General features: G+C 55.7%; 17 protein-coding genes. All 17 read right to left on the reverse strand.

The features are described 5' to 3' along the window. Positions 1-27: 27 nt before the first annotated feature. Positions 28-1,416: an HD domain-containing protein gene (locus tag IPN69_20000; protein ID MBK8812994.1), complete on the reverse strand. Its 1,389-nt coding sequence runs from the start codon at positions 1,414-1,416 to the stop codon at positions 28-30. Positions 1,417-1,661: 245 nt separating this feature from the next. Next, a complete protein-coding gene (locus IPN69_20005; GenBank protein ID MBK8812995.1) occupies positions 1,662-3,062 on the reverse strand; it encodes a glycine--tRNA ligase in 1,401 nt (466 codons plus the stop codon). Between the two features lie 341 nt (positions 3,063-3,403). Beyond that, positions 3,404-4,354: a hypothetical protein gene (locus IPN69_20010; protein ID MBK8812996.1), complete on the reverse strand. Its 951-nt coding sequence runs from the start codon at positions 4,352-4,354 to the stop codon at positions 3,404-3,406. Between the two features lie 48 nt (positions 4,355-4,402). Further along, on the reverse strand, positions 4,403-5,020 hold the full coding sequence (locus tag IPN69_20015) for a PEP-CTERM sorting domain-containing protein (protein ID MBK8812997.1): 618 nt from the start codon (positions 5,018-5,020) through the stop codon (positions 4,403-4,405). Between the two features lie 294 nt (positions 5,021-5,314). Continuing rightward, complete coding sequence (gene pnp / locus IPN69_20020) at positions 5,315-7,429, reverse strand: polyribonucleotide nucleotidyltransferase (protein MBK8812998.1); 2,115 nt, start codon at positions 7,427-7,429, stop codon at positions 5,315-5,317. 305 nt (positions 7,430-7,734) lie between these two features. Continuing rightward, on the reverse strand, positions 7,735-8,004 hold the full coding sequence (gene rpsO, locus IPN69_20025) for a 30S ribosomal protein S15 (protein ID MBK8812999.1): 270 nt from the start codon (positions 8,002-8,004) through the stop codon (positions 7,735-7,737). A 168-nt stretch (positions 8,005-8,172) separates the two neighbouring features. Continuing rightward, on the reverse strand, positions 8,173-9,519 hold the full coding sequence (gene accC, locus IPN69_20030; GenBank protein ID MBK8813000.1) for an acetyl-CoA carboxylase biotin carboxylase subunit: 1,347 nt from the start codon (positions 9,517-9,519) through the stop codon (positions 8,173-8,175). Positions 9,520-9,607: 88 nt separating this feature from the next. Continuing rightward, positions 9,608-10,054, reverse strand: a complete 447-nt coding sequence (gene accB / locus IPN69_20035) for an acetyl-CoA carboxylase biotin carboxyl carrier protein (protein ID MBK8813001.1) — start codon at positions 10,052-10,054, stop codon at positions 9,608-9,610. Positions 10,055-10,174: 120 nt separating this feature from the next. Beyond that, complete coding sequence (gene rplQ, locus IPN69_20040; GenBank protein MBK8813002.1) at positions 10,175-10,678, reverse strand: 50S ribosomal protein L17; 504 nt, start codon at positions 10,676-10,678, stop codon at positions 10,175-10,177. Between the two features lie 140 nt (positions 10,679-10,818). Beyond that, on the reverse strand, positions 10,819-11,835 hold the full coding sequence (locus IPN69_20045) for a DNA-directed RNA polymerase subunit alpha (protein MBK8813003.1): 1,017 nt from the start codon (positions 11,833-11,835) through the stop codon (positions 10,819-10,821). Between the two features lie 86 nt (positions 11,836-11,921). Further along, positions 11,922-12,554 carry a 30S ribosomal protein S4 gene (gene rpsD, locus IPN69_20050; protein MBK8813004.1) on the reverse strand — a complete coding sequence of 211 codons (633 nt, stop codon included), beginning with the start codon at positions 12,552-12,554 and terminating at the stop codon, positions 11,922-11,924. 202 nt (positions 12,555-12,756) lie between these two features. Further along, positions 12,757-13,155 (reverse strand): 30S ribosomal protein S11, encoded by a 399-nt coding sequence (gene rpsK, locus IPN69_20055; GenBank protein ID MBK8813005.1) that lies wholly within the window; start codon positions 13,153-13,155, stop codon positions 12,757-12,759. Positions 13,156-13,235: 80 nt separating this feature from the next. Beyond that, entirely contained in the window at positions 13,236-13,619 is a 384-nt protein-coding gene (gene rpsM, locus IPN69_20060; protein ID MBK8813006.1) for a 30S ribosomal protein S13, read from the reverse strand. 89 nt (positions 13,620-13,708) lie between these two features. Continuing rightward, the gene (gene rpmJ / locus IPN69_20065; protein ID MBK8813007.1) at positions 13,709-13,822 is read right to left on the reverse strand and encodes a 50S ribosomal protein L36; all 114 of its coding nucleotides are present in this window, start codon (positions 13,820-13,822) and stop codon (positions 13,709-13,711) included. 17 nt (positions 13,823-13,839) lie between these two features. After that, entirely contained in the window at positions 13,840-14,061 is a 222-nt protein-coding gene (gene infA, locus IPN69_20070) for a translation initiation factor IF-1 (protein ID MBK8813008.1), read from the reverse strand. A 70-nt stretch (positions 14,062-14,131) separates the two neighbouring features. Next, complete coding sequence (gene map, locus IPN69_20075; protein MBK8813009.1) at positions 14,132-14,941, reverse strand: type I methionyl aminopeptidase; 810 nt, start codon at positions 14,939-14,941, stop codon at positions 14,132-14,134. 76 nt (positions 14,942-15,017) lie between these two features. Further along, positions 15,018-15,674 (reverse strand): adenylate kinase, encoded by a 657-nt coding sequence (locus IPN69_20080; GenBank protein ID MBK8813010.1) that lies wholly within the window; start codon positions 15,672-15,674, stop codon positions 15,018-15,020. Positions 15,675-15,731: the final 57 nt, after the last annotated feature.

A 15,731-nucleotide genomic window follows, 5' to 3' on the forward strand; every position in this document is an offset into this window, starting at 1 on the left:
AGAGTTTTGCGGCAAAAGACAAGCCGCTCAGGCTTGGCGCCCGATGATTTCGATCGCCAGTGAACGCGCCGTTCCGAGGTCCGCGACAGATCCGTCAAGCTGCTTCTCGTAAACTTCGTCGAGAACGTGTTTGAACAACGGCGACGGGCTCAGACCAAGTTCGATCAAATGACGGCCCATAAGGATCGGCATCGGCGCCGAGTGTTCGATGTTAAGGTCGCGGACGCGGCTGATGAACCACTCCTGCGCCGCCGCGTCGAAGCGTCTTTCAACCGGCAGCCAGTCCGGATTGCGACCGAGACTGTCGGCCTTTGCGACACGATAGAGCAGATCGAGATCGACCTTGCGCGCGAGACGCCGGAACGCGCCGTCGCCGGGCGGATTTTTGAAGAACATTCCGGGCGTGAGATGAAAACGCACGAGCTGAACGATCTGTTGGCGAACGTCGAAGCCGTCGAGCGTATGAATGCCGAGCCGGTCGAGAAACGTCAATGTCGGCTCAACCCCCGCCTCGTCGTGCGCAAGCGAACGAATTCGGCCGTCGCGAAATTCGGTTGTCAAAGGCTTTCCGAAGTCGTGGCAAACGGCTCCGAGCATCACGGCAACCTTTTCAGCATATGAAAGATCGGCGATCAGTCGGCGCGCTTCGTCGACGACCATCAGCGTGTGGATATCGACGTCGCCTTCGGGGTGCCAATCGGGTTCCTGCGGCACGCCGACGAGCGAGTCGAGTTCGGGAAAGAGCTTTTCCGCGATCCGGAGTTCGTAAAACAACTTCAGGCCAATCGAAGGCCTCTCCGCTTTGAGGAGCAATTTTTCGAGTTCGCCCCAGATCCGTTCCTTCGGCAAGTCGCTGAGATCGATCGAGCGGCACATCTCTTTGGTTTGGTCGTCGATCGCGAATTCGAACCTGGCGGCGAACTGCGCGGCGCGAAGAACGCGCAGGCTGTCTTCGGGAAACGTCTTCGGTGAGGTCATCTTGAGAACCCGTCGCTCGATGTCGCCGCGGCCCCCGAAACAGTCGACGATCTCGCCCGTCAAAGCATCTTTGAGGATCGAGTTGACGGTGAAATCTCTTCGCCGAGACGCTGACTCGAACGACATCGACGGGTCGCCCTCGATGACGAAACCCCTATGGCCCCGGCCGGTCTTGCGCTCGCGACGCGGCAGCGAGACATCAAGATCGGCTCCGATCTTGTAGACCGTAAACGCCTCTCCGACGGCGTCGACGCGCCCGAATCGGTCGAGAATCTCGCGAAGCTTCGCCGGCTCGACGCCGTAGACCTCAAGATCCCAATCCGTTGGCGCGAGGCCCATCAATTCGTCGCGCACGCAACCGCCGACAAGCATCGCGCGGCCACCGATTTCGGCGGCCGCGCGAGATATCAACTGGACATTTTCCGGGATTTGAAACATCGTGAACCGCCGGCTTGAAGGATGCCCGCCACGCAAACGGACTCAACAAAGTTCGCGGCTAGTATTTGCGGGGCTCAGCGACGGACTTGCTGCCGCAAGATTTCGGGCGGTAGCCCTTCTGTTTTCACGGACGATTTTCGGTCGGGCGGGAGCCCGACCCTGAGCGCACCTACCCGCCGCATTAAGCTCCGGTCCTTTGAGCGTGGACAACCGCCCGCGTCAAATGGTCAAATCAACAATTCGCTCTACTGACCGAGGCGCTTCAGCAAATAGTCCTTCAACTCCGCAACGCTGACCCGCTCCTGCGCCCACGTGTCGCGGTCGCGGACCGTGACGGAGTTGTCCTCCAGCGACTCATGATCGACCGTGACGCAAAACGGCGTTCCGATCTCGTCCTGACGCGCGTAGAGTTTGCCGATGCCGCCCGTGTCGTCGTAAACGGTGCGCATCGAAGGAAGGAGTTCCTTTTTTAGTCCTTTGGCCATCGCGACGATCTCGGGCTTGTTCTTCGCCAGCGGGAGAACCGCGACCTTGATCGGCGCGAGTTCAGGCTTCAGCCGCAGGATGACGCGCGTCTCGCCCTTGTCGTTGGTCTTCTCGGAATACGCGTCCATCAACACCGCAAGGACCGTGCGGTTGACGCCGGCCGCGGGTTCGATGCAATACGGATAAAAACGCTCGTTCGTCGCCGGATCGAAATACGAAAGATCCTCGGTCGAATCCTGGTTGATGCGCTTCCCTTCCGCGTCCTCCGGCTTTTTCGAATGCGTCTTGAGATCGAAATCGGTGCGGTTCGCGATCCCCATCAGTTCATCGAACTGCGCCGTTTCGTCATCGCGCTCGGGGAAAAAACGATACAGAATGTCGACACAGCGGACGGCATAATGGGCCAGTTCCTTGTCGTTCTGCTCGTAGAGTTTCAGATTGCCCGGGTCGATCCCGAGCGAACCGAACCAGGCCTGAAAATCGTCGATCCATTCCTGATGAATCCGGGCGGCGTCGGTCGGATGACAGAAGTACTCCATCTCCATCTGCTCGAACTCGCGCGTCCGGAAAATGAAATTCCCCGGCGTCACCTCGTTGCGAAACGACTTTCCGACCTGTGCGATCCCGAACGGCAGTTTGCGCCGCGACGTGTCGAGCACGTTTTTGAAGTTGATGAAAATTCCCTGCGCAGTTTCGGGACGAAGATAAGCGAGCGCCGCCGGGTCGTCGTCCGACGAAACCGCGCCGATCGTCGTGCGGAACATCAAATTGAATTGCCGCGCTTCGGTCAGGCTGCACTCCTTCCCGCTCCCCGCGCACGCGCCGGGTTCGTTCGGACAGGCCACGTCCTGAAGTTTGTCCTCCCGGAACCGGCCCTTGCAGGTTCGGCAGTCGACGAGCGGGTCGGAAAACGTCGTTTCGTGACCCGAGTATTTCCAGACGAGGCGGTTTTGAATGATCGACGAATCGATCCCCTCGATGTCGTCGCGCTCGTGAACGAGCCAGCGCCACCACGATTGCTTGATATTGTTGGCGAGTTCGACGCCGAGCGAGCCGTAATCCCACGAACTGCCGAGTCCGCCATAGATGTCGGATGCCGGAAATACAAACCCGCGGCGCTTGGAAAGGGAAACGATGGTTTCGATGTTTGGTGCAGACATAACGATTTTGGATTTTAGATTTTGGATTTTGGATTGAATCTTTCCGAAATCGAAATCAAGGGCAAATATTACAACGTGCGAGAGCAAAAGCAAAAGAGCGGTTTTCAATCGATCTGCGATTGGAGCGCAACCGTCCCGGTTGCAATGAGCGCATCGCGCGAACCAACCTGATAATGGCGATCTACGATTGGCTGAATGCGGCTTGCCGCGAGAACGAAATTCGATGGCCTCTTCTCAATCTCCGATTCCGATCTTCGCCGGCGTTAAAAGAAAAACACCGCCGGTGGTTGCCGGCGGTATTGACGATTCGATCCTTGAATTGAAATCCTTAACGCGGATCCCTACTGCGCGAGCGGCGGTTCAGCGCCCGGCGGGACGATCCAGATCTCGTAGGTCGTCTTGAGCGGAGCGCGTCCGCCTTTGACGATCGATATCTTTCGCGGATCGATTCCGCGGGTCTTGACCAGATAGTCGAGCGTTCGCTTGCTCAGTTTGTCGTAGGTGTTGCGCGACATACTGATCTTGTCCGTGCCCTGATAGATGATCAAATAGAGTTGCGCAAACGGAACGCCGTTCAACTGAATGACGCAGTTGTCGAAACGCGCCTTGTCGTCGTCAAACGCCTTCGATTCGAAGACATCGCAACGGACCGGATCCGGCGGTTCAATGATCACTTTCGAAATCTCAGTAGTCGCGTCGTCCGTTTGCCGGCAGGTCTTGCCGTAAACGTCGTCCCAAACTTCGAGATCGGCACGAACGCGCTGGCCGCCGAGATTCGATGTGTCAACCGTGATCGCCGACGAACCCTGGCCGCTGGTGATGATCGCCGACTCGGGCGAAACCTTCCAACGATAGTTCAGCGGAACCGCGGCGCCGCTGACGGCGTTGAACGCCGCGAACGTGATCAGGTCGCCTTCCGGAATCGTGTCCGGACCGTCGACCCGGACGTTGTACGGGCAAGCCCGCTCGGTCGTCGTTTCAACATACTTCAAACAAATGCAGTTCTTGCGATCCTTGACGATCTGAATGTTCTCCGAAAACATCTTGCCGTTCGGAAATTCGATCTCGAGCTTGTGCGTTCCCGGCGGAAGATAGAACTGCGCGGCATCGTTCACGCCGCTCATTCCGAGGTATTGTCCGTTGACCTTGACCGGATAAGCTACCGGCGAGGTCTTGACCGTGAGCGTGCCCGTATTTTTCGGCTTCTTCGTATCCCCGCCGAAACCGAACGCCGTCGTTGTCGCGAACGCCGCAATCAGGCCGATAACAAAAATAAAACTGAACTTTCGCATTGTCTTTTCCTCAGACCCGGCATCGAGCCGGACCAATTCCCTTGTGATTTACTCTTCAGACTTCGAATCGTCGCTCTTCTTGCCGAATCTTCGGCGAGCGGCCAAACCCACACCGGCCAATCCGGTGCCGAACAAAAGGATCGTCATCGGTTCCGGGACCGGTTCGGGGGTCGGCGAAGGCGTCATTGTAGGCGTCGGCGTCGGCGTCGCTGTCGGTGTGGCGGTCGGCGTCGCGGTTGGCGTCGACGTCGGCGTCGTTGTCGGCGTCGGAGTCGGCGTCTTGTCCTTGTCGCGCGTCAGGATTATCGCGATCGGGATCGCCGCGAGTCCGAGAAGTGCCCACTTCGGAAATCCGCGTTTTTTGACGATGTCGTCTTGGCAATCGCAAACTTCGTCACGGACGATGTTCGACTCGGTCGTACGGATCACACGATCGTCCTGTGTCGTTTCCTTCTTCGTTTCGTCATCGTCGGCCGTCGAAACAGCGACGTCGCTGGCGAGCCTGAGCTGCGCGAAGGCCCCCGTCCGGGCCTTTCCGGTCTTGACGTTGACGACCTGAACAACCTGCTTGAACTTAACCGGCGCCGCGTTCGCGGAAAGGGTGAATGTCAGGAAAGACATCAAACAGAACACCGCCAGAACAAATCTGAATTTATAGTTTTTCATTGTTGTTACCTTTTCGACTCCTGGCACGGATCGAAAAACTCGCAAGTCGGCACAAACCTGCAATCACTGAGTAAATTTTGGGGCTTGGCGGAAACTATAACAAAAACGCAGAGCAATTGCATCTCGAAATAGTCGTCAACACCATTGTTTTTCCCCAATTTATCGCTAAAATCTTTTCGATTCACAGGAAAGAAGTTGCAATATCGCGGTTATTCCAAAAACGAGACGTCTTTTTTCGAAAAAAAAGGAGCCGGGCTTGCCGCCCGACTCCAATTCGATTCCGGTGACCGGAGACTAGGCTTCCTGGGCCTTTTCCTGGAGAATGATCGCTTTGCGTGAAAGCTTGATCTTGTTCCCTTCCTTGCCGATGCACTTGACCATAATCTGCTGGCCTTCCTTGAGTTCGTCGCGAACATCGCGAACGCGACGATCCGAGATCTCCGAAATGTGCAAAAGCCCCTCGACGCCGGCGAATATCTCGACGAACGCGCCGAAATCGACGATCCGCGTGACCGTTCCGAGATACGTTTCACCGATGTCCGCTTCAGCCGTGATCGCCTTGATGCGTTCCACCGCCGCCTGAGCCGCGGCGCCGTCTGCGGTTGCGATCGCGATCGTGCCATCGTCAGAGATGTCGATCTTCGCGCCGGTCTCCTCGGTGATCGAGCGGATGATCTTGCCGCCCGGTCCGATAACTTCGCGGATCTTGTCCGGATTGATATGCATCGTGATGATGCGCGGCGCAAACGGCGAAATGTCCTCGCGCGGTTCGGCGATTGCCTGATTCATTATGTCGAGGATGTGCAAACGGCCCTTGCGCGCCTGTTCGAGCGCTTCCTGCAGGATCATCGCGTTGATGCCGCCGACCTTGATGTCCATCTGCAGTGCCGTGATGCCATCCGCCGTGCCGGTGACCTTGAAATCCATATCGCCGTAGTGGTCCTCGGCGCCGGCGATGTCCGAGAGGATCGCGTATCGGTTTCCTTCCATCACGAGTCCCATCGCGACTCCGGCGACCGGCTTCTTGATCGGAACTCCCGCGTCCATCAGCGCCAAACAGCCTCCGCAGACGGAGGCCATCGAACTCGAACCGTTCGACTCGGTGATGTCAGAGACGATTCGGATCGTATACGGAAAGTCGGTATCTTCGGGCAGAATCGACTCGATCGCGCGGCGCGCGAGGTTGCCGTGGCCGATCTCGCGACGGCTGGTCGAGCCGAAACGTCCGACTTCACCGACCGAATACGGCGGGAAGTTGTAATGGAGCATGAATCGGCGGCGAACTTCGCCCTTTTCGATGTCGTCCATATACTGCTCGTCCATCTTCGTGCCGAGCGTCGCGGTGACGATCGCCTGCGTTTCGCCGCGCGTAAAGAGCGACGAACCGTGGACGCGCGGCAACCAGCCTACCTCGCACGAAATCGGTCGGATTTCGCTGAATCTGCGGCCGTCCGGGCGGCGCCGGTTTCCAAGAATGTCTTCGCGGAAGATCTTTTCCTTGAGCGCGCCAAAAACCTTTGAGGCCATCGCGCGTTTTTCGGCCTGATCGTCCTGATAGCTTTCGACAACCTCTTTTTTCAGCGCATCGACGGCCGCATACGAAGCGAGTTTGTCCTTGCCGGTAGTGTCGAGAGCCTCGCGAAGCTTCTGGCTGAAGTTCTTTTCAACTTCCGCCGAGATCTCTTCATCGAGCGCAGGCGCGTTGAACTCGCGCTTTTTGATGTCGAGTGCCTTGAAAAGCTCGCGCTGCCAGAGACAGAGCCGCTTGATCTCCTTGTGCGCCAACATCAGCGCCTCGACCATGATCGTTTCGGAAACTTCCTTGGCTTCCGATTCGACCATCACGATCGCCTCTTCGGTTCCGGCGACGACGAGATTCAGTTGCGATTCGCGACGATCGTCATAGCTCGGGTTGATGATGTATTTTCCGTCGACCAGTCCGATCCGCACGCCGGCGATCGGATTCTCGAATGGAATGTCCGAGAGATAAAGGGCGCACGACGCGCCGGTGATGGCGAGAACGTCCGGGTCATTGAGTTCATCGGCCGAGATCACATTCGCGACGACCTGTGTTTCGTTCTTGTATCCATCGGGAAAAAGCGGGCGGCACGGGCGGTCGATAAGACGCGCGGTGAGAACTTCTTTCTCGCTCGGACGTCCCTCGCGCCTGAAGTAATTTCCCGGAATCCGGCCGGCGGAGTACGTCGATTCCCTGTATTCGACGGTCAGCGGGAAAAAGTCGATCCCTTCACGCGGTGAGTTCGTGCTGACTGCGGCGACGAGCAACATCGTGTCGCCATACGTGACGACCACGGAACCGTCGGCCTGCTTTGCGACCTTTCCGGTTTCGACCGTCAGTTCTCCGTCGCCCAACTTAATAGACTCTTTCAAGTATTTTTTTACTGTCATCTCTGATTTCCTTATAAACAAAAAGCGGCAGGTACTGTGCCGTGAAGCCCTGCCGCTATTGAAATTTTGTCCAACGACCTGTTCTCTTTCACCAGGGACCCAATAGGCTGTCACGTTCAGCAACCCCTGGCGAATTCTTCGAGAGAACCGTTCTTACATTGACTCGAAGCAGTCAATTCTAGAAGTGAAGATATGCGAATGTCTTATCCGACGAGAAGCTTGCGGCGCGGATCCTGCAAATTCCAGAAGCCCGACGCTCTTTCGCCTCTCACCCTTCGACTCTTCGATCTCCCACTTTTCGACTCTTACCTTCTCAATCCAAGCCGTTCGATCACCGTGTGATATTCGTTGATATCTTTACGCTTCAGGTAATCGAGGAGTTTTCTTCGGCGCGAGACCATTTTCAGAAGTCCGCGACGCGAGTGGTGATCCTTCTTATGGATCTTGAAATGCTCGGTCAATTCCTTGATCCGTTCCGTCAGCAGCGCGATCTGCACCTGCGACGAACCCGTATCCGATGTATGTGTTTTGAAACCGCTAACGATCTCCGCTTTCTTTTCTGTTGCTGTTGACATTGTTTTGCTGTGCTGAAAATAGCCTCTCCTTTTGCTCGCAGTAACTCCGCCAATGACGGTAACCACGAAGATTCAATCTGTTAATTGTTGAATGTAAATAGTTAATTGTCAAACTTTGTTCATAAATCGTTGCCTGTCAACCACTGAGTCGACGCGTCCGACAACCAACTATTTTCCAAATTCTTCCATAAACTTGGTCGAAAACTCGCCCTTTTGGAATCGCTCGTCATTCATTATCTTCAAATGCAGCGGGATCGTCGTTTTGATTCCCTCGACGACCATCGCCTCGAGCGCGCGGCGCATCCGCGCGATCGCCGCCTCACGCGTCCGCGCGTGGACGATCAATTTGGCGATCATCGAATCATAATACGGCGGGACGACGTATCCCGGATAGACGGCCGTATCGACGCGAACTCCGGGACCGCCGGGAATATTCAAGCCCGTTATCTTTCCGGGGCTCGGCGTGAATTTCTCCGGGTCCTCGGCATTGATCCGGCATTCGATCGAATGTCCGAAGATCTCGATCTCGTCCTGGGTGAATCCGAGTTTCTCGCCGCGGGCGATGCGGATCTGATTGCGCACGATATCGACGACGGTCACCATCTCGGTGACCGGATGCTCGACCTGGACGCGGGTGTTCATTTCCATAAAGTAAAATGAACCGTCTTCGTCGAGCAAGAATTCGAACGTCCCGGCATTTGAATAACCGATTTCCTTGCAGGCCTTGACCGCCACCGCGCCCATTGCTTCGCGCTGCTCTTTTGAGATCGCCGCCGACGGCGCTTCTTCAAGGAGTTTCTGATGCCGGCGCTGGATCGTACATTCGCGCTCGCCGAGATGGATGCAATTTCCGTATTCGTCGGCCAGCACCTGTATCTCGATGTGCCGCGGACGTTCGATGTAGCGCTCGATGTAAACCGAGCCGTTCTTGAACGCCGCGAGCGCTTCCGACTGCGCCAGTTCGAGGTTTCCCGCGAGTTCTGATTCTTTGCGGACGATTCGCATCCCGCGTCCGCCGCCGCCGGCCGCAGCCTTGATGATGATCGGGAAACCGATCTCCTTAGCGAGCCCGATGGCTTCTTCGGCCGACTCGATCGGCTCCGGCGAACCGGGCAGAATCGGGACGCCGGCGGCTTTCATCGTACGCCGCGCCTCGACCTTGTCGCCCATCATCTTGATGACGTGCGGTCTCGGGCCGATAAATTTGATGTTGCAGTCTTCGCAGATCTTGGCAAAAGTCTCGGATTCCGCAAGAAATCCGTAACCGGGATGGATCGCATCGACGTTCGTGATCTCGGCCGCGCTGATGATTGCCGGTATGTTGAGATAGCTCTCGGCGGACGGCGGATTGCCGATGCAAACGGCCTCGTCAGCGAACCTGACGTGGAGCGCGTCGCGGTCGGCCGTAGAGTGCACGGCGACGGTACGTATGCCCATTTCCTTGCACGTCCAGATGATCCGGCACGCAATTTCGCCGCGATTGGCGATCAGAATTTTGCGAATCTCCCGTTCCATTACAAAAACGACCTCTGACTATCGATCCTTGACCTTTGAACAGATGCCATCCAAGGGTCAAAGATCCAAGACCAAAGGCCGTGGCCAACTACCTCTTGATTCCAAAAAGCGGCTGCCCGAATTCAACGGGCTGACCGTTTTCAACGTAGATCCTGACAACCTCGCCCGAAGTTTCGGCCTGGATCTCGTTCATCAGTTTCATCGCCTCGACGATACAGACAACGCTCGAATCCGAAACGGTGTCGCCTTCCTTTACATAAGGATCCTTATCAGGCGACGGCGCTCGGTAAAACGTTCCGACGATCGGCGACGTGATCTTGTAAAGTCCCGCATCGGGATCAACCTCCGCAACCGGCACGGCGTCCGCTTTCGGGGTCGTCGATGACGCAGTCGGCTGAACCGCCGGTTGCGGTGCCTGAACGCTGTGCACGATCGTCGAGCGGCTCAGTCGAACCCGGATATTCTCGTTCTCAAACTCGAAATCAGTAAATCCGTGCTCGTTCACGAGTTCGGCGAGTTCGCGGAGTTCCGACATATTGAGCGAGGCCGTCGGAGTCGACTCCGAGTTCTTCGGGGCATTCTTTCCCGGGCGCGCTCCCGGTTCGTCTTCGGACAAAGCCGATGCCAGATTTTCGCTCATATGACTTTCTCCCGTCTATTCCTTGGCGGCCAATTCACGCGCACTGTCAACGAGTTCGATGACGGCCATTTCGGCGTTATCACCCTGACGGCGGCCTAGTTTGATGATCCGTGTGTAGCCGCCGTTGCGGTCCTTGTAACGGAGCCCGAGTTCACTGAAAAGACGCTGTACGGCTTTTACACCGGCCGTTCTTTCGATCTTTTCCTTCGGTTCGCCTTTCTTGCCGCGAAAACGACTCTGTTCAGCCTTGAACGTCGAGTTCCCGGCATGAAAGAACCTTGCCGCCTGCCGTCGCAGATGGACTTCCTCGACGCGCGCGTTGTCTCCGCTCAGATGCTGCGCCTTGCGCGCGAGCGTGATCACTTTTTCAACGAACGGACGAAGTTCCTTCGCTTTCGGCACCGTGGTAACAATATACTCCTTTTCCGCAATAATTAGCGAAGTCGCCAGGTTGCGCAGCAAGGAAATTCGATGCTCGGTGGTCCGTCCCAATTTTCGATGTGCTTTTAAGTGTCTCATAATTCCCGTTATACAAGTTTGGAAGTCCGGAGTTTTCAGAGAATCAACGAAGAAACTGACTTTCTTCCCGGCGTATAGACACTGCCGATCCTCCGACGCTCCGACACGCCCTCAACTTTCAAAACTCTCTGATTTCCCGTTTAGTCCAGATCTCTGCCGCCCGAACCCGGGATCGGATTTCCCTGCTCGTCAAAATCCATACCGAAGTCGAGTCCCATTCCGTGCAGAAGATCCTTGATCTCGGTCAGCGATTTCTTGCCGAAGTTCTTGGTGTTCAGCATATCGCGTTCGCTGCGGCGGATGAGGTCGCGAATCGAACGAATGTCGGCGTTCTTCAGGCAGTTGTAAGAACGGACCGAAAGCTCGAGTTCATCGACCGACCGATCCAAAAGATCGTTGCGAAGCAGCGGCGGACGAGCAATATCCTCGTATTTGTACTCTTCTTCTTCTTCTTCAAAGTTGATGAAGATCGCCATATGATCCTTCACGATCTTCGCTGCGAGACCGATCGAATCATCCGGTTTGACCGATCCGTCTGTCCATACCTCGATCGTCAGTTTGTCGTACTCCGTGTTCGAACCCATTCGGGTCTTTTCGACGTTATAGTTCACCTTCTTGATCGGAGTATGCACCGAATCGATCGGAATGTAGCCGATCGACAGATCCTCGTCGTTGTTGAGCTCGGCCGAAACATAACCGCGTCCGTGCTTGAGGCGCATTTCAATGCTGATCTCGCCGCCGGCGCTGACCGAGGCGATATGGATGTCGGTGTTCAAGACATCGACGTCTCCGTCGGTCTCGATATCGGCGCTCGTGACCTCCGCCGGGCCCTTTTTGGTGATCGTGAGCGTTTTCGATTCACCGCCGTGGAGAGTCAACGGAACCTGCTTGAGGTTCAGGATAACGTCGGTCGCGTCCTCGACAACTCCTTTAATGGACGAGAATTCGTGCTCGACGCCTTCGATCTTCACAGCCGTGATCGCCGCGCCCTCGATCGACGAAAGCAACGCCCGCCGCAGAGAGTTTCCGATCGTCGTCCCAAAACCACGTTCGAACGGCTGTGCAAAGAACTTACCGTAACGGTCGGTCAGTGTTTCTTTCTCAACCTCTAACCGATTTGGCATTTGAAAGTCTGTCCAGTGATTATTTTGTGTCATATATCTTTTTTAAAAGTCGCAAAGCTCCAGACCCTGACGCACGCGAATCCGCGCGAATTCGGTGCGTCAAGGCCTGAGGCTAAATACTATTTGCTGTAAAGTTCGACAATCAGCTGCTCATTGATGTTCGCGTCAACGTCCTCGCGCTTCGGAAGCGCCGAGATCGAAACGCTGAGATCCTTTTCGCCGGCCGAAATCCAATGCGGACGTCCGCGACCGGCGGCGGTTTGCCAGGCACCTTCGACGTGAACATTCTTGACGGTGTTCTCTTTGACGGTCACGACGTCTCCGACCTTGACCTGGAATGAAGGAATATCGACCTTTCGTCCGTTCACAAAAATATGTCCGTGATTGACGAGTTGGCGGGATTGCCGCCTCGACGTCGAGAAGCCCGCCCGGTAAACGACGTTGTCGAGACGTCGCTCAAGAAGAAACAGAAGATTTTCGCCCGTTACGCCTTTCTGGCGAAGGGCTTTCTCGAAGTAGTTTCGGAACTGCTTTTCAAGCACGAAGTAAATGCGTTTCACCTTCTGCTTCTCGCGCAGCTGCTGACCGTAGCCCGCCAGCATCTTCCGCCGCGCCGCGCCGTGTTGTCCCGGCGGATTGGTTCCGCGTTTTTCGATCGCGCACGATGATTTGAAGCACCGGTCGCCTTTCAAGAACAGTTTCGCACCTTCCCGGCGGCACAAACGGCACACCGCATCTCTATATCTAGCCATAATTTTTTTGTTTGCTGCTTCCCGGTACGATCTCGGATTCCGAAACAGTGACTTCGTGCACCATCCGGTCCGGATCTAACCCGGGAAAAGTTTACGGGACCCGATCGTCCGATCGTCCCTTCTTCCTTTTGATATTAAAATTTCAAATTCGGGCCGGCGATTCGATAAGGAGACTCCCAATCACAAATCGCAACCCCGAATCTCAGACCCGGCGACGTTTCGGCGGCCGGCAACCGTTGTGCGGGATCGGGGTCGTATCGCGAATCGCGGTGACGCGGATCCCAGCCTGATTGATCGCGCGGATGGCCGACTCGCGGCCGCCGCCCGGACCTTTGACACGCACTTCGACTTCACGCATTCCGGCGTCGATCGCTTTGCGCGCGGCGTCCTGCGCAGCCTGTTGAGCCGCGAACGGAGTCCCTTTGCGCGAACCGCGAAAGCCCTTGGCGCCCGCCGAAGACTGCGCCACCAAGTTGCCTTGGGCGTCCGTGATCGAAACAAGCGTGTTATTGAACGAAGCGGAGATGTGAACGATCCCGACCGGGATGTTCTTTTTCTCCTTCTTCTTGTAAACCTTTTTTCCTTTTGCTACTTTTGCCATATTTTAATTTTCGAATTCCGATTTGCAATTCGCGATCTGCAGCGTTGGTTGCAAATCGAAATCGTAAATTGCAGATTCAATTATTTCTTGCCCGGCGCCTTCTTCTTGGCAACGGCCGCCTTGCGCGGACCTTTTCGCGTTCGGGCGTTGGTCGATGTGCGCTGGCCGCGGACGGGCAGGCTGCGACGATGGCGCAAACCGCGATAGCACCCGATGTCCATCAATCGCTTGATGTCCATCTGAACGTGCTTGCGAAGGTCGCCCTCGACCTCGTAATCCGTATCGATGATGGTTCGGATCCGCGTCAGATCTTCTTCGTTCAGATCTTTGATCTTCGAATCGATGCCGATCTGCGCTTTATCCAAAATTTCCGTTGCGCTCGCCTTTCCGATGCCGTAAATATACGTCAACCCGATCTGCGCTCTCTTATTCGGCGGTAAATCAACTCCTGCTACACGAGCCATAATTCTCCTGTTTCGATTTCGGATTGGTGATTTCTGATTTCGGATGTTTTCAGTCTCCGAAATCACACATCACCAATCCGAAATTGCATTTATCCTTGTCGTTGTTTGTGCTTCGGATTCTCGCAAATCACGCGCACGATTCCTTTTCGGTGAATGATCTTGCACTTGTCGCAAATCTTTTTTACTGAAGGACGTACTTTCATTTCATTTCCCTCTCTGCTTACTTATAGCGATAGGTGATTCTCCCGCGACTCAAATCGTATGGAGAAAGTTCAACCAGAACCCGGTCACCGGGAAGGATGCGGATGAAATTCTTCCGCATTTTCCCCGAAATATGAGCCAAAACCTGGTGTTTATTGTCTTCTAATTCAATCCTGAACATTGCATTGGGCAGCGTTTCCAGGACTGTCGCCGTGACTTCTATCGCTTCTTCTTTTGACATACTGTATAGAGTCAACGCTGTCAAAGTTGACAAACTGCTTATGTTACCGTTTTATTGCGGCTATTTCAAGTTACGCGTTCGCTGTTTCCTTTCGTGCCCCAATCTTGCGCTTCTGCTCTTTCGTCAGCGTCAAGATCTCGGGACCTTCCGGCGTGATCGCCACTGTGTGCTCGGCGTGGGCGCTCGCCTTTCCGTCTTTGGTCACGACCGTCCACTTGTCATCGAGCGTTTTCGTCTCGTGCGTCCCGAGATTCAGCATCGGCTCGAGCGCGAAGCAATAGCCGGCGCGGATCTTCTCTTTTGTTCCGGCACGTCCGTAATTCGCGATCTGCGGCGACTCGTGCATCTGCCGGCCGATGCCGTGCCCGGTATAATCGCGGACGATCCCATAGCCGAACTTTTCGGCGTGGGTCTGGATCGCGGCGCCGATATCACCAACCCGTTTATTCGGCCAGCACTGATCTATTCCGAACTGAAGGCATTCCTCGGTAACCCGAATCAGTTGCTCCAGTTCCGCGGAGATCGTTCCGACAGGCGCAGTGAACGCCGTATCGCCGACGAACCCGTTATACGTTGCGGCCATATCGAGCGAAACGATGTCGCCTTCCTTCAGAGGAATGTCATTCGAGAATCCGTGGACCACGGCTTCGTTGACCGACGCGCAGATAGCGAACGGGAAAGGCGTCATCCCGTAGGGTTTGTATCCGATAAAAGTCGGAATCGCACCCGCATCGCGCATCATCTTTTCGGCAACCGCGTTCAATTCGAGGGTCGTGACCCCCGGAGCGATCATCGCGCGCAACGATTCGCGAACTTCAGCGATCAGTTCGCCGACATCGCGCATGCGATCGAGATCCCTTTGTGACTTAGCAATGATCATTCTTTTGCCAAAAAGTACGCGACTGATGCCGCTCAGTATTCCGCCGATCCTTGAATCCCGGAGATACATCCGACGGCTAAACTCCAATTCCGAGGGCGCTCCCCATCGCGTCGTAGATCGCTTCAACCTCGCCCGCGCCGTCAATGCTTGCCAGTCGCTGCGTGCCCCGGTAATAGTCGAGCAGCGGCTTGGTTGCGCGGTCAAAAGTGGCGAGCCTCGTCGCCACGCTTTCTTCGTTATCATCCGCCCGATGCGTCAACGCCGTCTCGGGATGACGGTCGCAAAACCCGTCGGACTTTGGCGGTTTGGAGTAGACGTTGTAGATCTCCCCGCAAATCCCGCACGAGCGCCGACCGGTAAGACGCTTCATCAATTCACTCCGATCTACGTCGATCTCGACGGCGACGATCGTCTTGCCTTGCTCGGAGGCAAGCGTTTCAAGTTGTTCGGCCTGCACCGCCGTTCGCGGGTAACCGTCCAGAATATAGTCACCCTGACAATCCGGACGGGAAGTTCGTTCCGTGACGATCTTGAGCGTCAGGTCGTCGGAAATGAGTTTTCCGGCCGCCATCGTTTCCTGAACTTCGCGGGCCAATGGAGTATCGGAGTTCTTCATCTCCCGGAAAAGATCGCCCGTTGAGATCTGCGGAATTCCCTGTCGCTCCTGAAGCAGCCGCGCCTGCGTGCCTTTCCCTGCTCCGGGAGCACCGATTAGAACAATTATCTTACTCATTCAAAACCAACCAAAAAAGGCGAAAAGACGCAGAGAATCACCCTTCCCTGCGTCTGC

This window comes from Acidobacteriota bacterium (assembly GCA_016715115.1).
Classification (GTDB): Bacteria; Acidobacteriota; Blastocatellia; order Pyrinomonadales; family Pyrinomonadaceae; genus JAFDVJ01.